A 17,531-nucleotide genomic window follows, 5' to 3' on the forward strand; every position below is an offset into this window, starting at 1 on the left:
CGGCCCGGCGTTTGCCAAACGGGCGAAAACACTTAGATTAGCGGCGATCAGCCACCCGTATTCATCTCGCCGGAGCGCGACCCCCATGAGCCTAGCCGTAGCAATCCAGATGGATCCGATCGACGCCATCGATATCGAAGGCGATTCCACCTTCGCCCTGGCGCTCGAGGCCCAAACCCGCGGGCACGGCCTGTATCACTATTTGCCCGAGGATCTGTCCCTGCGCGACGGGCGCGCTGTCGCCAAGGCGCGGCCGCTCCTGGTACGCCGCGAGGCCGGTAACCATTTCAGCTTCGGCGCCGCCGAGACCCTCGATCTGGCCGGGGTCGATGTGGTCCTGATGCGCCAGGACCCGCCGTTCGACATGGCCTACATCACCGCCACCCACATCCTCGAGCATATCCACCCCCAGACCCTGGTGGTGAATGACCCGGTGTCGGTCCGCAACGCGCCGGAGAAGCTGTTCGTCACCCATTTCGACGGCGTCATGCCGCCGACCCTGATCACCTCGTCGCGCGAGGAGATCGCCGCGTTCCGCGCCGAGCACCAGGACATCATCGTCAAGCCGCTCTACGGCAATGGCGGCGCCGGGGTCTTCCACATCAAGCCCGACGACGAGAATCTGAACTCCCTGCTCGAGATGTTCGACGGCATCCATCGCGAACCGGTCATCATCCAACGCTACCTGCCCGAGGTGCGCCTGGGCGACAAGCGCATTATTCTGGTCGACGGCGAGGCCGTGGGCGCCATCAACAGGGTGCCTGCGGAGGGCGAGGCCCGGTCCAACATGCATGTCGGCGGCCGGGCCGAGAAGATCGGACTCACATCACGCGAGCAGGATATCTGCGCCGCCATCGGCCCCGCTCTGCGCGAGCAGGGGCTGATCTTCGTCGGCATCGACGTGATCGGCGACTACCTGACCGAAATCAACGTCACCTCGCCCACGGGTATCCAGGAAATTGATCGGTTCGACGGGGTCAACCTGTCGGCCCTGATCTGGGACGCCATCGAGAAGCGCCGCATCGATATCGCGGACTGACAGGCGCAATCAGGAAACCAAACGCCAGACGACCCAGCCAGAGATGGCCGGGTCGAGCCCCGGCATGACAATCGAGCAAGACGAAGCCGACAACATTAATCGTCATGCGCGGACTTGATCCGCGCATCTCGTTCGCTCCGGCACGGCCGGGTGGTTTGGCCACGAAAGTGAAAAGGCCTCATCCTGAGCGTGCCGCAGGACGAGGCCCTTATTGTTCATGCTCCGACGCGCCCGGCTTGGGGTGGGTCGGCGGTACGCCGGTCAGTTGACAGGGAACTCGCTCAGATCCGGCGGTACACCGTCGGGGCGCTTCAGCAGCACCTCTTCGGGTTCACCCGCCGCGAGGCGCGCCGAGAGCTCATCGGGATCGAACTTGATGCCGATCGGATTGTCCGTGAACTCGCCCGAATCGAAATACTCGCCGAATTTTTCCTCGGGAATGTTGTCGACCTGCAGCTCGATCTGGTTCTTGTCCGGGTCGAAATAATACATCGACGTGGTCGGGCCATGGTTGATGCAGAATTCCGGCGTGATGTCATGCTCGTCCTTCAGCCGCTTGTAGGTTGTCAGCAGATCGCCGAGATTCTCGTAGGTGAAGGCGACATGGTGCAGGCCGCAAACATTGTCCACATGCTCCTGCACGCCCGGCAGCGCCAGCACCGCAACCCGGTGATGCTCGGTATCGTAGGTCACGAAGCCAATCATCGGATTCTCGTACATGGCCTCGCCTTCCAGCACCTTCTTGTACCAGTCGAGGACCAGCTCGACGCGGCCCTCCTGAGTACGCAGCACCATATGCGCGAGTTTCGCTGGCGCAATCTTCCCGCGTTCCCGGGCCGTTTTCGGCATCTTCGCGACAGCGTTCATCTTCATCTCCCCGTTGGTGGCGTCTCATTGGCGAACGCACTTTCACGGGTATTGTTGCGCCGGAGGCGAAAAGATTCAATCGTGATCGCATCACGTCAAACAGGGGGAGAATTCGATTATGACCGAACGCCTGAAGTCACCGCCGCCGCGTCGCGACACCAAGACACCCAAACTCAAGACGCCGCCCGGTGCGACGGACACACATTTCCATCTCTACGGCCCAGGCAAGCGCTTCCCCTATCACCCGGACGCGCCGCTGCTGGTGGAGGATTCGACCCTCGACGACATGCTCAAACTGCACGAAACGCTCGGCATCGAACGCGGTGTGATCGTCCATTCGGTCGTCCAGGGCAACACCTATGAGTACCTGCTCCACGCCCTGTCACGCGAACCCGAGCGGCTGCGAGGCATCGCCCTGCCCGCCCCCGACATCACCGACCGGGAGCTCGAAATCCTCACCAACGCCGGCGTCGTCGGCGCGCGGTTTGCGTTTCGCGCCAACCCCGAGATCAATACCGACATCATCGCGCGCACCCACGAATTCGGCTGGCACCCGCAATTCTGGTTCCGCGGCCCCGACGAGGCGGCGGCCTGGCGCGACACCATGCTGGCCACGCCGGGCAATTTCGTGATCGACCATATGGGCTGGCAGCCCGCCGAACTCGGCATCGATGCGCCTGGCTTTCGGACCGTTCTCGACTGCATCGACACGGGGCGCTGTTGGGTCAAGCTCTCGGGCCCGATGCGGTTTACCCAGGAACCCCGACCCCCATACTCCGATACCGTGCCATTCGCCAGGGCGCTCATCGAACGCAACCCAGACCGGGTGATGTGGGGCTCGGACTGGCCCCACCCGGACCATTTCGAGGAAATGCCCAACGATGGTGACCTCCTCGACCTGCTCCTCGACTGGGAGCCCGATGAGGCACAACGGCAGAAGATCCTGGTCGACAATCCGGCCGAACTGTTCGGGTTCTAGGGCGTATCGGATGTTGAGACACATACTTTTCACGATATCCGCGATAGCCATCCTCGGGGTTTCCCCGCCCGCAATTGGCAATGGCACACCGCCGCCCGGAGTCTGGAAGGAAACCGTCGAACATGGCGGCGGTTGCCGCAAAAGTTCGCCGCCCGGGCAGTGCTGTCACATGGAAACGCGGACCGGAACTGTGCATTGTCATTGAAATTATGAAAATTGACAGCACTACAAAAGTAACCCCAAAAATATCTGTAAAAACAACGCTATAATTAACCGTATACCCGGTATGGCTCTACCGGCATACGGCTGTTCAAGCCGGTTTTTGTTCATTTTTTGTTCTGACCTGCGGAAAGAGGCGTTATAGTCGGCGTCCAAACCGGTGGGGATAATGAGATCATGGTCGCGCATGTCAGTACGGTCGCCTTCCAGGGCGTCGATGTGGTCGATGTGGATGTCCAGGTGCAGATGGGTACCGGCCTGCCTGCCTTCACCATCGTCGGCCTGCCGGACAAGGCGGTGGGCGAATCCCGCGAGCGGGTCCGGGCCGCCCTGCAGGCGCTGGGCCTATCCCTGCCCCCCAAGCGGATCACGGTCAATCTTGCACCCGCCGACCTGGCCAAGGAGGGCAGCCATTTCGATCTGCCCATCGCGCTGGGGCTCATGGCGGCCATGGACGTCGTCTCGGGCGATCTTCTGGCGCCGTACACCGCTTTGGGCGAACTTGCCCTCGACGGCGCCCTGGCGGCCGTCGCCGGGGTCCTCCCGGCCGCGATCGATGCCTCGGCCCGTGACCGCGGCCTGATCTGCCCTGCCGCCCAGGGTGGCGAGGCGGCCTGGGCCGGAGAGATCGATATTCTGGCCGCTCCCGACATGCTGGCGCTGGTCAATCACTTCAAGGGTACGCAATTGCTGTCCCGGCCGGTCACGCGGCGACTCGATCAGGCGCGGTCATACCCGGACCTACGCGATATCAAGGCCCAGGAATCCGCCAAAAGAGCCCTCGAAATCACGGCCGCCGGGGGCCATAACCTGCTGCTCTCGGGCCCGCCCGGGGCCGGCAAATCGATGCTCGCCCAGCGCCTGCCCGGCATCCTTCCGCCGCTTTCGCCCCCCGAAACGCTCGAGGTCTCCATGATCCATTCGATCTCGGGCGCGTTGCCGGAGGGCGGGTTGATGACCGAAAGGCCGTTCCGTGACCCCCACCACTCCGCCTCCCTCGCCGCTCTCGTGGGCGGCGGTGCGCGCGCCAAGCCCGGCGAGGTGTCCCTCGCCCATCGCGGAGTGCTGTTTCTCGATGAACTGCCCGAATTCAGTCGCCAGGCGCTGGAATCCCTGCGCCAGCCCCTGGAAAGCGGCCGTGCGGTGGTCGCGCGGGCCAATCATCACGTCGCCTATCCGGCCCGTTTTCAGCTGATCGCGGCCATGAACCCCTGCCGTTGCGGCCATCTGGACGATCCGGGCCTGGCCTGCTCGCGGGCGCCGCGCTGCGCAACGGACTATCAGGCGCGGCTTTCCGGGCCGCTGCTTGACCGGATCGATCTGTTCGTGGATGTACCGGCGGTTTCCGCGGCGGATCTGGCCCTACCGCCGCCCGCAGAGGGTAGCGCGGAGGTCGCCGCGCGGGTCGACCGGGCCCGCGCCGTCCAGACCGCGCGGTATGGGGATACGGGCGTTCTCACCAATGCGGAAGCTGACGGAAAATTACTCGAAGCCGTGGCCACACCCGACGCGGCGGGGGCGGAATTGCTGGCGCAGGCGGCCGACAAACTGAAACTTTCCGCCCGGGGGTATCATCGTGTGCTGCGGGTGGCGCGAACATTAGCGGATCTTGATGTAGACAATAAAACACCCCAGGAACCGACGATCGGGTGGTACTACATCGCCGAGGCCCTGAGCTACCGCCGGGTAGTGCCCGGGAATTGACCGGCAAGGCGCCGAAACGCGTCGTTTTCCGGTCTCGAAACCGCATTTCCAGCGACATCCGGGTCGGATCGCCGGCACAATTCCGTTTGTGATGCATGGACGTGCGGGCGCGCGACGGATACGATTGCGGGCTTCGTCGCGCGGCGGCCTCGTCGCTCGACCCACGAGATCATCGACATCATTCCCATTCCAGGAGGATAACTTGGCTGAATTGGTCCCAACACGCGCCGAGATCGAGGAAAAATACGTCGCCCGCTACGAAAATGTTGTCCCGAGCGCGGCGTTCTTCCTCGACACGGCACTTCCAGAATACGAACGACAGGTCAAGAACGTCATCGGCGCGGCGGCGGGCGAGGATCCATCCACCAGCCCGGCGATTGCGGCGCCGGCGGGGGTCAACTTCAACTATATCGTCACCGATCCCGGCAAGGGTTCGGCCCTCCATGACCACCCGGTCTGGGAAATCTTCGTGCCGGTCGACGGGCGCTGGTCGATCTTCTGGGGCACCGAAGACCGGCAGGAGGTCGAGCTCGGCCCGCTCGACGTGATCGCCGTACCGCCGGGTGTCATGCGGGGATTCAGCAATATCGGCGACAAGACCTCGATCCTGATCGCCATGCTCGGGGCCGACGATGTCGGCCAGGTGACCTGGGCGCAATCCCTGCTCGACGCCACGAAAGGCAAGGGCATCCAGCTCGACGAGAACGGCCAGCTGGTGACCGATGGCGCCGGGGACTAGTCGGGCCGGCGAGGGCGCTCGCCTGGAGCCCTACCCGCCTCAGGAACCGCTTGACGGACGGATGTATGAGTATCAGGCCGAATTGTTGGCGCGCGGCCTCGGGATCGTCGGCGAGGAACACGCCTATGGCCCTTCGCGGTTGCAACGGATCGAGGTCTTCGCGCCGCGCCGGCCGAACGGGACCATCCTCGTCGCGTTCCCCGGCGGCGGATGGACGAATGCCTACAAGGAGTTCATGTCCCACATGGCGCCGGCCATGGTCGAGAGCGGCGCCATCCTGGTCACCGCGGGCTACCGCCTTGCGCCCGATGATATTTTCCCCGCCTGTGCCGACGACTGCGGTGCCGCGGTCGTCAAGGCGCGCGATGCCGCCGCGAAGCTCGGGGGTGACCCGGACCGGATATTCCTGACCGGGCACTCGGCGGGCGGGCATCTGGCGGCCCTGCTCGCGGTCACGTCTTCCGGCACAGAGCCCACCGAAACCGGGGCGTTTGGTCTATCACCGGGCGATATCCGCGGATGCATGCCGATCTCCGGGAGTTATGACCTGACCCCTGCCGGCGGCTATTCGAACCGGCCGAGATTCCTCGGCCGCCCGGGCAATGAACGGCTCGCGAGCCCGATCCACAGGATCGGGGCGTCCGCGCTCCCCTTCCTCCTCGCAATCGGTGAGAACGACTTTCCGCACCTCGTCGCGCAGGCCGATGCGTTTGCGGCGGCACTCGACGCACGTGGCGTCGACCTGGAACGGATCACGCTGGCCGGCGAGGATCACTTCACCGCCGGCTGGGCGGGCATGCCCGGCAGTGTCTGGACCCGAGCCGCGATCGACTGGATGGCGCGGAAATAGGCCCTGATCCCGTTGCCGCGCGCTATTGGGCGAATACCGCTGCGCGACCACGTGAAAACGCGTCGGCGCCAACCGCGGGAAACACACGCGAATACGACCCCACAGGTAGCGGTACTACTTTTCCATAACCCGTGGTGACAAACGGGTAGTGCCATACAAGTAGTGCCAACGCAGACGGCGCGCAACGGTCCGAGAATACCACGAAGTACGCGTCCGATATGCCCTGATAAAGGGGTCCTGAAACAGCAATTTCGTCGGCGCCCAGAATACACCCTCGAGCGGGGCCATTTCGGCGCCGCAGACCGCGTCCGTTTGGGGCTGGACAACCCGAATTATGGAGATAACATGTCGGCACTACTTTCGCGCAAAGCCCTGGAAACAATAGGGTAGTGCCACAAAAGTAGTGCTTTGAAATTACCGCGCGGAGCCGCCCTAGAAGATCTCGTCTTCGTCGAAGATCGGGTCAGAAATCACATTCTCTTCGAGCGCGTCGATGGCCTGGCCGAGTTTCTTCGGCGCCGCCACGCTGGCCACATGAAACAGCGCATCTCCCTGGTTCACCACCGGCAGGTTCGTGCGGCCGATGATCAGGCCGGAAAGCGCCGACCGCACCTCCGTCTCGACGTCGCCGAAGGGGTCGGATATCAGGCCGAGAACATCGTTCTTCAACACAGAATCGCCGGTCTTGCGCAGCGACCGGAGGATGCCTCCCTCAGGCGCGCGCTGCCACTGGCTGCCGCTCGCCATGGGCGAATCGATAACCGTTTTCTTGATGGTCCGTGACGACGTCATGCCCGCATATTGCAGACACTGCAGAACGCCCTTCACCCCGACGCGTATGGCGATTTCGTCGAACCGCAAAGCCTCGCCTGCCTCATAGACCAGGATCGGCACGCCCTTGTCGCTCCCGGCCTTGCGCAGGGAACCGTCACGCTGGGGCGATTCGATGATGATCGGAGCGCCGAACACGCCGGCGAGCTCACGCGAGCGCACATCATTGGTGTTGATGCGTATCTGGGGCAGATTCACGCGATTCACCGCTGCCGAATGCAGATCGATGCCGAATTCGCAGCGCAACACGACATCGTCCAGGAACCGGTGGGCGAGCTGGCTGGCCAGCGAACCCTTCTGACTGCCCGGGAACGATCGGTTGAGGTCGCGCCGGTCGGGCAAATAACGACTATGGGAGATGAATCCGTAGGCGTTCACGATCGGCACCAGCAGCAACGTTCCCGCCAACCGCCGCAGCGCCGGGGTGCGGGCGATCCGGCGGATGATCTCCACACCGATAATCTCGTCGCCATGGACCGCGGCGCTGACAAACGCCGTCGGACCATCCCGGCGACCATGGATGACCTGCACCGGCAGGGCCATCGGCGAGTGGTTGGAGAGTACACTCATCGGCAGATCGACCGTCATCCGCTCACCGGCGCGAACCGATTTCCCGCCGATTTCGAACGGTTTTCTTTTTTTGACCTTTGCCATCAGGCCTTCCGCCGCTTCCGGGTGCTGCGGGTCTGAGTCCGGCCGGGCTTCGCGTTTTTCTCGATGAATTCGATGATCTTGCCGGCCACGTCGATCCCGGTGGCGTTCTCGACCCCCTCAAGGCCCGGTGACGAGTTCACTTCCATGACCACAGGGCCGTCATTTGAGCGCAGCATGTCCACGCCGCACACGTTGAGGCCCATCGCACGCGCGGACTTGACCGCCGTGGCGCGTTCCTTGGCCGTGATCTTGATCGATTCGGCGGATCCGCCGCGATGCAGATTGGAGCGGAAATCGCCTTCCTTGCCGCGCCGGATCATGGCCGCGACCACCTTGTCGCCGACCACAAGACAACGGATATCCTCGCCGTTGGCTTCCTTGACGAACTGCTGCACCAGGATGTTGGTCTGAACGCCGCCGAAGGCCTGGATTATGGATTCCGCCGCACGGGGTGTTTCGCCCAGGATCACGCCGATCCCCTGGGTGCCCTCCAGAAGCTTGATCACCACCGGCGCGCCGCCGGCCAGCTTGAGGAGTTCTGCGGCATCGGACGTCCGATGGGCGAACACCGTCACCGGCAATCCAATGCCTTCGCGCGACAGGAGCTGCATCGAGCGCAGCTTGTCCCGGGAGCGCGATATCCCGACGGATTCGTTGACCGGATAAACGTCCATCATCTCGAACTGGCGCAAAACCGCCGTTCCGAAGAAGGTCACCGACGCGCCGATTCGCGGTATGACCGCGTCATACCCTTTGAGGGATTCGCCCTGATAGTGAATTTCGGGGTCACTCGAGGCGATGTCGATATAGCAACGCAGGTGGTCGATGACATCGATGTCGTGACCGCGCTCTTCCGCGGCCTCGACCAGACGTTTATGGGAATAAAGATCGGCATTGCGGCACAGCAGAGCGAGTTTCATCGTATTTTCCTTTTGCTGGGACGGCTGCTGGTGATGTCCGCATAGTTGCGGCCGTCGAGGTAGGAGTGACTCGTGTCGATCAGGCAACGGCCCCGGATGGCCTGGCGCCCCAACAACATCCGGAACCCCATGGGATCCCGGTCTGCGAGGGTCAATTCGATCGGCCAGACGCGGCCACCGAGGGACAAACCTGTTTCAATCACGTAACGCACTTGCTTGTGGCCGGTGGAACTCTTTATCACGCGCTCGTCGCGGATCTCGGCAACACACTCGACCGGGGCGACCTTTCCGCGCTGGCCCGGCCGGACCATGAACGCGACGTGGGGGGTGCCCTTCTCGAAGGTTACGCGCTCGCGAAAGGCATGAATGGCGGATGTGCGCGCGCCGCTGTCGATCTTGGCCTTGATGGGGTCGATCCCGAGGTCGGGGAGGCCGACCCACTCGCGCCATCCGACGATGGGAATCTCGTCCGCCAGCCGCAGCCGCAGAACCGGCGACTTCCTTGGTTTGTCGACATGCTTGCTGCGCCGGCGCTTGGGTACATCGCTCACGCGGACCCCTGGGCGGGGTCGCGCGCGTCGAGGGTATGGCCGGGCCCGTCCGGCCGGTTTTCCAGCGCGGCCTCGTTCACGCGGCGATAGTTTGCGAATGTCTTGTGGCTCAGGACCACCAGATAACTATCCATGTCGATCGACACATAGCCGCGCTCGTAGAGCGCGCGGGCGACGGCCTCGATGTCCTCGGGCCAGAGGCGGCGCTTGCCGAGATACTTGCCCAACAGCTTCATGGACACCCGAAAACGACCCCTGGGCTTGCCGCCGAACGGGCAGTCGTAGAGGTCCACCAACTCATCAGCGAGTGTTTCGATCCGCGCGTGCTTTTTCTGGTGCAAGGTTAGTTATTTTCCATATAGAAACTATTATTTATCTATAGTCGAAAATAATCTTTCTTACAAGAACGGCCTTCTAGATCGCCGCCCCCACGAGGCTGCCGATACCCGCCGTGAGTGCCATCGCGAAGGCGCCCCACAAAGTCACGCGGGCCGTCGCGCGCGCCACCGGCGCACCGCCGACCTTCGACGACACCGCACCCAGAAGCGCCAGGCTCACCAGCGATGCCACGGCAACCACCGGAATGGCCTGACTCACCGGCGCCAGGGCGACGGCGATCAAAGGCAGCCCCGCGCCGATGGAGAACATCGCCGCGGAGGTCCACGCGGCCTGCATCGGTCGTGCAGCGCCGGTTTCGTGCATCCCCAGCTCGTCGCGGGCATGGGCGCCGAGCGCATCATGGGCCATGAGTTGGGTGGCCACTTCGCGCGCGAAGTCCTGTTCAAGGCCCCGCTCTACATAGATTTGCGCAAGCTCTTCGCGCTCGGTTTCCGGCGACGCCTCAATCGCCTGCCGCTCGGTCTCCAAATCCGCGCGCTCGGTGTCGGACTGGGAACTGACGGAGACATATTCGCCGGCCGCCATGGCCGTCGCGCCGGCCACCAGCCCCGCAATCCCGGCGATCAGGATGGTCTCCCGGTCGGCCGAGGCGGCGGCCACGCCGACGATCAGACTCGCCGTCGAGACGATCCCGTCATTGGCCCCGAGGACGGCGGCGCGCAGCCAGCCGATCCGGTGGACGAAGTGATGCTCGGGCTGATGGCTTGCTTGGCTCATTTGCATATCCTTTCGCGCCGGAATTGTACGCCCGCAATACCGACCAGACATACCCCGTCATGCCGCGCCAGAACAGCCTCCGGGCCATTTTCCGCTTCGGTCGTATCGGTGGCGGCGCATTCCGTGAGACATCCGACGGCCATTGTGGGCGCACGGGCGCGGGGTCGTTATGGTAGCCGGAACCAAAGCGAGGATGCCCCCATGAGCGACATCTACATCGTCGGCGTCGGCATGACGCCCTTCGGCCGGTATCTCGATCGCCCGATCAAGGAGATGACCCGCGCGGTCGTCACCGACGCGCTGGCCGATGCGGGCGCAGACGTCGCGGACGTCGAGGCGGCATGGTTCTCCAATGCCGCCCAGGCGATCCTCGAGGGGCAGGGGTCGATCCCCGGCGAGATCGCGCTGCGCAACATGGGCATCCAGGAGATTCCGGTCACCAATGTCGAGAACGCCTGCGCCAGCGCATCCACGGCGCTGGACATGGCCGTCACCTGGCTCCAGGCCGGGCGCGGCGGCGTGGCGCTGGCGATCGGGGCGGAGAAGATGTTCCACGAGGACCGGGTGAAGATGTTCTCCGTATTCGACGGCGGCTGGGACGTCCATGACGTCGCGGCGGCAACCGAACGCCTGCTGGCGCTGGGGCAGGGGGTCGCCGACCCGGACGGCGAAGAAGACACCGGCCAGCGCAGCGTGTTCATGGACGTCTACGCCGCGCTCGCCAAGTTCCACATGAAGTCCTTCGGCACCACCCAGGCGCAACTCGCCGCCGTGGCCGCCAAGAACCACGCCCATTCGGCCCACAATCCGTTGTCCCAGTACCGCGAAGCCATGACCGTCGACGAGGTCATGGCCGGCCGTAAGGTGAGCTGGCCGCTGACCCTACCCATGTGTTCGCCCATTTCCGATGGCGCGGCGGCAGCGATCATCTGCCGCGAGGAAGAGCTCGACCGTTTCGACCGGTCCCGCGCCGTGAAAATCCACGCCACCGCCCTGCGCACGGGTTCCGACCGCGAGCCCCAGGACTTCGACCGGCACATCACCCATCTGGCCGCCCGCGACGCATACGAACGCGCCGGCCTGGGACCCGACGACATGGACGTGGCCGAGGTCCACGACGCGACCGCATTCGCCGAGATCCAGCAGATCGAGAATCTCGGCTTCTGCGACTTCGGAGAAGGGGGCGCGCTGACCGAGAGCGGCGCCACAAGTATCGGCGGCCGGATTCCGGTCAACCCGTCCGGCGGCCTCGAATCCAAGGGCCACCCGGTCGGCGCCACGGGCCTCGCCCAGGTGTTCGAGTTGACGGCCCAGCTGCGCGGCGAGGCCGGTGCGCGGCAAGTGGCCGACGCCAAATTCGCGATCGCGGAAAATGGCGGCGGGTTCCACGGCATCGAGGAGGCCGTGGCCTGCGTCACCATTCTGGGGCGAATTTAAAATCGGCACTCCGTTTGCCGCGCATATATTGCGCAGCATTTTTCCGTCAATTTGAAATATTGCGTCGCACAAATTACCTTGTAAGGGTCTGTTCTTCCTGCTATTTATGTTTTGTGCACTGCAACAATATTTATACACAGGTGCACGGAGGCGACGCCGTTATCAGATACGACAACGGAGTCAGCTATGACCACAGACAACAATGACACAACCGACCGCGACGCCGCCGCGCGCCGCGCAGTGGAACTCACACCCCAGGCAATCAACGAAATCTACGAGGAAGCCAGCCGTCTGCGCGCAGAAGCGCTGCATGACGGGACCGTCCGCGCATTTCGCATCGCAAAGCGGGCGATCGTGGCGGTCTACCGCGCGCTCTTCACGAGCGAAGCTCGCCGCCACGCCTAGGCCAACGTAAACGCCATAGAGAAACAACGCGGGGCCGGCCCACCCGTTGGCCCCGCGCCTGTTTTTCCGCGCTACCACTATAAATCAACCGCGCGGCGGGACGCCGCAAATGCGGACGAACGGTCTTGCCTTTTGTGCGCTGCACAATTAGCGTTCGGGTCGTAACAGTGCCGGCGCTTTGGTGAACTCGGGGGCCAACCCGAGGCCGAGCCTGGCCAGTCGAGGATAATCCCGGAAACTGCCGGGCATAAATCCTGTCGGGGGACAGCGACCATGAGCACAGCTTCGCAAGCGAACACGCCGGCGCAGGGCAGGCGCATCGGCGTTCCGGACCTGCGCAATCGCAAGGGCGGGGACCCCATCGTCAGCCTGACAGCCTATACCGCGCCCATGGCCGAAGCCCTCGACCCGCATGTGGATTTCCTGCTGGTCGGCGATTCCCTGGGCATGGTGCTGTATGGCTTCGAATCCACGCTGCCCGTCACCCTCGACATGATGATCGCGCATGGGGCGGCCGTGGTGCGCGGCAGCACACGCGCCTGCGTCATTGTGGATATGCCGTTTGCATCCTACGAAGCGTCGCCCGCCGCCGCTTTCGCGGCCGCCTCGCGGGTGCTGACCGATACCGGTTGCGCCGCCGTCAAGCTCGAGGGCGGGGTCGCGATGGCCGAGACCATCGCTTTTCTGGTCGCCCGCGGCATCCCCGTGCTCGCCCATATCGGCCTGACCCCGCAATCGTCGAACACCTTTGGCGGATTTCGGGTTCAGGGGCGCGACGCGGCCCGCGCCCAGCAGATTCGCGACGACGCCCGGGCCGTCACGCAAGCCGGCGCTTTCGGCGTCGTGATCGAAGGGGTCCCGGAAGCCCTTGGGCGAGAGATCACCGAGGACATCGCCATTCCGACCATCGGCATCGGCGCGTCGCCGGCCTGCGACGGGCAAATCCTCGTCACCGAGGACATGGTCGGATTGTTTGGCACGTACACCCCCAAATTCGTCAAACGCTACGCTGAGCTTAACCCTTTGATCCAGTCCGCCGCCGCAGAATATGCCGGAGACGTACGCGCGCGTACGTTTCCCGGCCCGGAACATTGTTTCGGCGACGCGAAGCCCGGCGCCTGAGCGCGGCCGCCGATATGTCCGATCTGCCCGCGCCCGGCCTGACAATTGTCCGCACCGTCCGTGAACTGCGCGAAACCGTCGCGGCATGGCGGACCGCCGGCGAGACCGTCGGCCTGGTCCCGACGATGGGGGCGCTTCATTCGGCCCACATGGCGCTGGTCGAGGCGGCCCGCGAACATGCCGACCGGGTGGTGGCGACGATTTTCGTCAACCCGACCCAGTTCGGCCCGGACGAGGATTTCTCCAGCTATCCGCGCCGCGAGGCCCGTGATGTCGAGACCCTGCGCGATCACGCGGTGGACCTCCTGTTTGCACCGGGGGTCGAGGAAATGTACCCGGACGGATTCGAGACCGTCGTCAACGTGCCGGAGATCAGCCAGGGCCTGTGCGGCGACCATCGGCCGGGCCATTTCGCGGGGGTCGCGACCATCGTCACCAAGCTGCTCCTCCAGGCGCTGCCCGATTGCGCGGTGTTCGGCGAGAAGGACTATCAGCAGCTCCAGATAATCCGGCGGCTTGCCCTGGATCTGGATATCCCGGTCCGGATCATCGGGCTGCCGACCGTGCGGGAGGCCGATGGTTTCGCGATCTCGTCGCGCAACGCCTATCTGAGCGCCGTCGATCGTGCCAACGGGCCGAAACTGCACGCCACCCTGCAAGACGTCGCGGGGCGGATCCGGGACGGCGAAGCCATATCCGTCGCCTGCGCCGCGGGTCACGAGGCCCTCGCGGCCGCGGGATTCTCGCCGGTCGAGTATCTGGAAGTGCGAACCGCCGACACGTTGCTGCCCGCCGACCAGGCCCCGGCAGGCACGCCCCTGCGCGCGCTGGCCGCCGCCTGGCTGGGCAAGACGCGGCTGATCGACAATATTCCGGTCGCGTGACCGTGCGCGGCCTATTCGTGGGGCACGTCGCCCTGGATGACGATGCGATGCATCAGCCGGTGTTCGGTGTAGTCGAACAGGGCGTAGTGCAGCGATAACCGGTTGTCCCAGACCGCCAGATCGTTGGTCCGCCATTTGTGCCGATAGTTGAACTCCGGCGTGCGCAGATAATCGAACAGGTAGCGCAACAGGAAGTCGCTCTCGCGGCGGTCCATGTCCTTGATGAAGCTGGTCATGGACTCGTTCACGAACAGCCCCTTCTTGCCCGTCACGGGATGGGTCCGCACGACCGGATGGAGTGCGGGCACATTTTCGGCGCGCTTGTTGCGGATGTAATCGGTCCCCTTGTCGCCCTCATACATCTCGGGGCGGACGAACTCGGAGTAGGGCTGATAGGAATCGTGATACGCCCACAGTCCGTCCACGTGGGCCCGCATGCGGTCCGACAGGGCGTCATAAGCGGCCACCATGTTGACCCAGACCGTGTCACCGCCGCGCGGCGGGATGTCCTTGGCATAGAGCACCGTGCCCATGGTCGGCCGCGCGGTGCCGACAAAATCCGTATGCCACAGGTCGCGGGTCACATGGGGCGGGTTGTCCACGTCATATTCGAGGATGTCGATTTCCGGATTGTCCTTGCTCTTCTCGAACCCGGACACGGCGGAGGGCTGCGGCTCGCCGAAGCGGCGCGCGAAGGTGACCTGTTGGTCCGGCGTGATGTCCTGATCGCGGAACACGATCACCGTGCGGTCGAGCAGAGCCTCATGAATCTCGTCGAACTGCCGGTTGGTCAGGTCTTTGGAAAGGTCGATGCCCTCGATGATGCCACCGCACGCCGGCGACATCTCGTGCAGATCAAAACTTTCATAGCTCATGGCGTATCTCCGTATTCCCCACAATTATCTTGTACAAACGAGGCAGGCGGAGCAAGGCCCGCCTATGCTTCGGGCGGTTTGATCATCCGGCCCAGATTCTGGCCACCGAAAATATGGACATGAAAGTGGGGGACTTCCTGGCCGGAGTCCGTGCCGTGGTTGGCCAGGATTCGGTATCCGGGGTCTGCCAGTCCGAGTTCGCGCGCGACCTGCCCGACGGCGCGCATGAACCCGGCGATCTCGCCATCCGACGCGCGCGCCGTGAAATCCTCGTTCGACACATAGGCGCCCCTCGGGATGACCAGCACATGCACGGCGGCCTGAGGGTTGATGTCATGGAAGGCCAGCGCGTGTTCATCTTCAAAGACCTTGTCGCAGGGAATTTCCCCGCGCAGGATTTTCGCGAAGATGTTCTGGTCGTCATAGGTCATGTCATCGCTCATATCGGGGAACGCCTCAGCTCTGCCGGTTGGCTTTCTCGTCCAGCCCGGACATGCCCTGGCGTTCGGCCAGCTTTGCCCAGACATCCTCGGGCCGGATGCCGGCGTCGGCCCAGAGCACACAGAGATGATAGATCAGGTCGGCGCTCTCGGCCGCCAGCGCTTCCGGCCCCTCGCTCAACGCCGCAACAACGGTCTCGACCGCTTCTTCCCCGACCTTTTCCGAGATCTTGCCCGTGCCGCGCGCAAGGAGTTGCGCGGTATAGGACGAGTCCGGGTCGCCGCCGCGCCTCGATTCGATCACCGCAAAGAGCGCGTCGACGATTTCCGCATTCGGTTTTTCGGCCATCAGATGCCTTCCTTCCCGTCTTCAGCCAGCACCGGCCGGACCGGCACACCTGCCGCCGCCATATGCGCCTTCGCCTCGCCAAGGGAGTGCTCGCCGAAATGGAATATCGATGCCGCCAGCACCGCCGAAGCATGACCGTCACGCGCGCCTTCCACAAGATGGTCCAGCGTGCCGACCCCTCCCGAGGCAATGACCGGAATGGAAATCGCATCGGCAATCGCGCGGGTCAATGCGACATCGAAGCCCGCCTTGGTGCCGTCCCGGTCCATGGATGTGAGCAATATCTCGCCCGCGCCATAGGCCTCCATCTTCTGCGCCCATTCGACCGCATCGAGACCCGTCGGATTTCGGCCGCCATGGGTGAAGACCTCCCAGTTACCGGCCACGCCTTCCGATTCCACCGCCTTGGCATCGATTGCCACGACGATGCATTGCGTGCCGAACTTCTCCGCCGCCGCGCGCACGAAATCGGGGTCATTCACCGCGGCGGTATTGATCGAGACCTTGTCGGCCCCGGCGAGCAGAAGCTTGCGGATATCCTCGACCGTGCGCACGCCGCCGCCGACCGTCAGCGGCATGAAGCAGGCCTCGGCCGTCCGTGCGACCACGTCGAAGATGATGGCGCGGTCCTCATGGCTCGCGGTGATATCGAGGAAACACAATTCGTCGGCCCCGGCGCGATCATAGATCTGCGCCTGCTCGACCGGGTCACCCGCGTCGCGCAAGCCGACGAAGTTGACGCCCTTCACGACACGTCCGTCCTTTACGTCGAGACAGGGAATGACACGCACCTTGAGCATCACGCGGCCTCCCGCAAGCGGGCCAGCGCAGCGGTCAGGTCGATCCGCCCGTCATAGATTGCGCGGCCCGAAATGACCCCGGCGATTCCGTCGCCCGCATGGGGCAGGAAAGCCTCGATATCGGCGAGCGACGACACCCCGCCCGAGGCGATGACCGGGATCGAGACGGCCCGCGCAAGCGCCACCGTTGCGTCCACATTCGGGCCCTGCATCGCCCCGTCGCGGTCGATGTCCGTATAGATCAGCGCCGCCACGCCCGCATCTTCGAACCGGCGCGCGAGTTCGTCCGCTTCCAGGTCCGAGGTCTCGGCCCAGCCCTCGACCGCGACCCGGCCGCCGCGCGCGTCGATGCCCACCGCGACCCGGCCCGGATGATCACGGCAGGAATCGATCACCAGCGTCGGGTCCTTGACCGCCGCGGTGCCGAGGATCACCCGGTCCACACCGTCGGCCAGCCAGACGGCGACATGTTCTGGCGTACGGATACCGCCGCCCAGCTGCACCCGGACGCCGGCCGCGCGGGTGACATCGAGGATGCCGCGCACGGCATCACCATTGACCGACTGGCCGTCGAAGGCGCCGTTAAGGTCGACAATATGCAGCCAGTCCGCGCCGGCGTCGACGAAGGCGCGCGCCTGGTCGGACGGGCTGTCGTTGAACACCGTGGCCGCGTCCATGTCGCCACGCAGCAGCCGCACGCAGGACCCGTCTTTCAAATCGATCGCAGGAAACAAAATCATGGTCAGCCCG

Annotated in this window: 20 protein-coding genes; 9 read left to right on the forward strand and 11 right to left on the reverse strand. The window is 64.2% G+C overall.

Going from position 1 to position 17,531, the window contains the following annotated elements; all coding sequences use genetic code 11:
* The first annotated feature begins 85 nt into the window (after positions 1-85).
* Complete coding sequence (gshB, locus tag ABJ363_03500; GenBank protein ID MEP4378042.1) at positions 86-1,039, forward strand: glutathione synthase; 954 nt, start codon at positions 86-88, stop codon at positions 1,037-1,039.
* Positions 1,040-1,300: 261 nt separating this feature from the next.
* Here gshB and ABJ363_03505 read toward each other — a convergent pair whose 3' ends face one another.
* Complete coding sequence (locus ABJ363_03505; GenBank protein MEP4378043.1) at positions 1,301-1,906, reverse strand: VOC family protein; 606 nt, start codon at positions 1,904-1,906, stop codon at positions 1,301-1,303.
* Between the two features lie 118 nt (positions 1,907-2,024).
* On the opposite strand from ABJ363_03505, the gene ABJ363_03510 reads away from it, so the two are divergent.
* The 4 genes from ABJ363_03510 to ABJ363_03525 all read left to right on the forward strand — a co-directional run bounded on the left by ABJ363_03510 (position 2,025) and on the right by ABJ363_03525 (position 6,397).
* Positions 2,025-2,885, forward strand: a complete 861-nt coding sequence (locus ABJ363_03510) for an amidohydrolase family protein (GenBank protein MEP4378044.1) — start codon at positions 2,025-2,027, stop codon at positions 2,883-2,885.
* Positions 2,886-3,281: 396 nt separating this feature from the next.
* The gene (locus ABJ363_03515; GenBank protein ID MEP4378045.1) at positions 3,282-4,808 is read left to right on the forward strand and encodes a YifB family Mg chelatase-like AAA ATPase; all 1,527 of its coding nucleotides are present in this window, start codon (positions 3,282-3,284) and stop codon (positions 4,806-4,808) included.
* Positions 4,809-5,010: 202 nt separating this feature from the next.
* Positions 5,011-5,547, forward strand: coding sequence for a cupin domain-containing protein (locus tag ABJ363_03520; protein ID MEP4378046.1), 537 nt, complete (start codon positions 5,011-5,013; stop codon positions 5,545-5,547).
* Positions 5,531-6,397, forward strand: a complete 867-nt coding sequence (locus ABJ363_03525) for an alpha/beta hydrolase (GenBank protein ID MEP4378047.1) — start codon at positions 5,531-5,533, stop codon at positions 6,395-6,397. Before ABJ363_03520 ends, ABJ363_03525 begins: the two co-directional genes overlap by 17 nt.
* A 432-nt stretch (positions 6,398-6,829) precedes the next feature.
* Here the strand turns inward: ABJ363_03525 and ABJ363_03530 are convergent, their stop codons facing one another.
* From ABJ363_03530 to ABJ363_03550, 5 genes are all read right to left on the reverse strand, one after another.
* Positions 6,830-7,882, reverse strand: coding sequence for a succinylglutamate desuccinylase/aspartoacylase family protein (locus ABJ363_03530; protein MEP4378048.1), 1,053 nt, complete (start codon positions 7,880-7,882; stop codon positions 6,830-6,832).
* Complete coding sequence (rimK, locus tag ABJ363_03535; protein MEP4378049.1) at positions 7,882-8,802, reverse strand: 30S ribosomal protein S6--L-glutamate ligase; 921 nt, start codon at positions 8,800-8,802, stop codon at positions 7,882-7,884. The genes ABJ363_03530 and rimK overlap by 1 nt, the downstream gene beginning before the upstream one ends.
* Positions 8,799-9,353, reverse strand: coding sequence for a RimK/LysX family protein (locus ABJ363_03540; GenBank protein ID MEP4378050.1), 555 nt, complete (start codon positions 9,351-9,353; stop codon positions 8,799-8,801). Before ABJ363_03540 ends, rimK begins: the two co-directional genes overlap by 4 nt.
* Positions 9,350-9,694, reverse strand: coding sequence for a hypothetical protein (locus tag ABJ363_03545; protein MEP4378051.1), 345 nt, complete (start codon positions 9,692-9,694; stop codon positions 9,350-9,352). Before ABJ363_03545 ends, ABJ363_03540 begins: the two co-directional genes overlap by 4 nt.
* A 73-nt stretch (positions 9,695-9,767) precedes the next feature.
* On the reverse strand, positions 9,768-10,469 hold the full coding sequence (locus tag ABJ363_03550) for a VIT family protein (protein ID MEP4378052.1): 702 nt from the start codon (positions 10,467-10,469) through the stop codon (positions 9,768-9,770).
* A 201-nt stretch (positions 10,470-10,670) separates the two neighbouring features.
* Between ABJ363_03550 and ABJ363_03555 the strand changes: the two genes are divergently transcribed.
* The 4 genes from ABJ363_03555 to panC all read left to right on the forward strand — a co-directional run bounded on the left by ABJ363_03555 (position 10,671) and on the right by panC (position 14,317).
* Complete coding sequence (locus tag ABJ363_03555; protein ID MEP4378053.1) at positions 10,671-11,906, forward strand: thiolase family protein; 1,236 nt, start codon at positions 10,671-10,673, stop codon at positions 11,904-11,906.
* Between the two features lie 186 nt (positions 11,907-12,092).
* Positions 12,093-12,311: a hypothetical protein gene (locus ABJ363_03560; protein MEP4378054.1), complete on the forward strand. Its 219-nt coding sequence runs from the start codon at positions 12,093-12,095 to the stop codon at positions 12,309-12,311.
* Positions 12,312-12,584: 273 nt separating this feature from the next.
* Positions 12,585-13,433 carry a 3-methyl-2-oxobutanoate hydroxymethyltransferase gene (panB, locus tag ABJ363_03565; protein ID MEP4378055.1) on the forward strand — a complete coding sequence of 283 codons (849 nt, stop codon included), beginning with the start codon at positions 12,585-12,587 and terminating at the stop codon, positions 13,431-13,433.
* 14 nt (positions 13,434-13,447) lie between these two features.
* The gene (panC, locus tag ABJ363_03570) at positions 13,448-14,317 is read left to right on the forward strand and encodes a pantoate--beta-alanine ligase (protein MEP4378056.1); all 870 of its coding nucleotides are present in this window, start codon (positions 13,448-13,450) and stop codon (positions 14,315-14,317) included.
* Positions 14,318-14,328: 11 nt separating this feature from the next.
* Here panC and ABJ363_03575 read toward each other — a convergent pair whose 3' ends face one another.
* From ABJ363_03575 to hisA, 5 genes are all read right to left on the reverse strand, one after another.
* Complete coding sequence (locus ABJ363_03575) at positions 14,329-15,192, reverse strand: TauD/TfdA family dioxygenase (GenBank protein MEP4378057.1); 864 nt, start codon at positions 15,190-15,192, stop codon at positions 14,329-14,331.
* 62 nt (positions 15,193-15,254) lie between these two features.
* Positions 15,255-15,635 carry a histidine triad nucleotide-binding protein gene (locus ABJ363_03580; protein ID MEP4378058.1) on the reverse strand — a complete coding sequence of 127 codons (381 nt, stop codon included), beginning with the start codon at positions 15,633-15,635 and terminating at the stop codon, positions 15,255-15,257.
* Positions 15,636-15,648: 13 nt separating this feature from the next.
* On the reverse strand, positions 15,649-15,981 hold the full coding sequence (locus ABJ363_03585) for a phosphoribosyl-ATP diphosphatase (protein MEP4378059.1): 333 nt from the start codon (positions 15,979-15,981) through the stop codon (positions 15,649-15,651).
* On the reverse strand, positions 15,981-16,781 hold the full coding sequence (gene hisF / locus ABJ363_03590; GenBank protein MEP4378060.1) for an imidazole glycerol phosphate synthase subunit HisF: 801 nt from the start codon (positions 16,779-16,781) through the stop codon (positions 15,981-15,983). Before hisF ends, ABJ363_03585 begins: the two co-directional genes overlap by 1 nt.
* Entirely contained in the window at positions 16,781-17,521 is a 741-nt protein-coding gene (gene hisA / locus ABJ363_03595) for a 1-(5-phosphoribosyl)-5-[(5-phosphoribosylamino)methylideneamino]imidazole-4-carboxamide isomerase (GenBank protein MEP4378061.1), read from the reverse strand. The genes hisF and hisA overlap by 1 nt, the downstream gene beginning before the upstream one ends.
* Between the last annotated feature and the right edge of the window lie 10 nt (positions 17,522-17,531).

It is taken from the genome of Alphaproteobacteria bacterium (genome assembly GCA_039980135.1).
GTDB lineage: Bacteria > Pseudomonadota > Alphaproteobacteria > UBA6615 > UBA6615 > UBA8079.

Coding starts and splice junctions, on each gene's coding strand:
- ABJ363_03525 (MEP4378047.1), top strand. CDS start 5,531: ATGGCGCCGGGGACTAGTCGGGCCGGCGAGGGCGCTCGCCTGGAGCCC.
- ABJ363_03585 (MEP4378059.1), bottom strand. CDS start 15,981: ATGGCCGAAAAACCGAATGCGGAAATCGTCGACGCGCTCTTTGCGGTG.
- ABJ363_03575 (MEP4378057.1), bottom strand. CDS start 15,192: ATGAGCTATGAAAGTTTTGATCTGCACGAGATGTCGCCGGCGTGCGGT.
- panC (MEP4378056.1), top strand. CDS start 13,448: ATGTCCGATCTGCCCGCGCCCGGCCTGACAATTGTCCGCACCGTCCGT.
- panB (MEP4378055.1), top strand. CDS start 12,585: ATGAGCACAGCTTCGCAAGCGAACACGCCGGCGCAGGGCAGGCGCATC.
- ABJ363_03515 (MEP4378045.1), top strand. CDS start 3,282: ATGGTCGCGCATGTCAGTACGGTCGCCTTCCAGGGCGTCGATGTGGTC.
- hisA (MEP4378061.1), bottom strand. CDS start 17,521: ATGATTTTGTTTCCTGCGATCGATTTGAAAGACGGGTCCTGCGTGCGG.
- ABJ363_03550 (MEP4378052.1), bottom strand. CDS start 10,469: ATGAGCCAAGCAAGCCATCAGCCCGAGCATCACTTCGTCCACCGGATC.
- rimK (MEP4378049.1), bottom strand. CDS start 8,802: ATGAAACTCGCTCTGCTGTGCCGCAATGCCGATCTTTATTCCCATAAA.
- ABJ363_03560 (MEP4378054.1), top strand. CDS start 12,093: ATGACCACAGACAACAATGACACAACCGACCGCGACGCCGCCGCGCGC.
- ABJ363_03555 (MEP4378053.1), top strand. CDS start 10,671: ATGAGCGACATCTACATCGTCGGCGTCGGCATGACGCCCTTCGGCCGG.
- ABJ363_03505 (MEP4378043.1), bottom strand. CDS start 1,906: ATGAACGCTGTCGCGAAGATGCCGAAAACGGCCCGGGAACGCGGGAAG.
- gshB (MEP4378042.1), top strand. CDS start 86: ATGAGCCTAGCCGTAGCAATCCAGATGGATCCGATCGACGCCATCGAT.
- hisF (MEP4378060.1), bottom strand. CDS start 16,781: ATGCTCAAGGTGCGTGTCATTCCCTGTCTCGACGTAAAGGACGGACGT.
- ABJ363_03580 (MEP4378058.1), bottom strand. CDS start 15,635: ATGAGCGATGACATGACCTATGACGACCAGAACATCTTCGCGAAAATC.
- ABJ363_03530 (MEP4378048.1), bottom strand. CDS start 7,882: ATGGCAAAGGTCAAAAAAAGAAAACCGTTCGAAATCGGCGGGAAATCG.
- ABJ363_03510 (MEP4378044.1), top strand. CDS start 2,025: ATGACCGAACGCCTGAAGTCACCGCCGCCGCGTCGCGACACCAAGACA.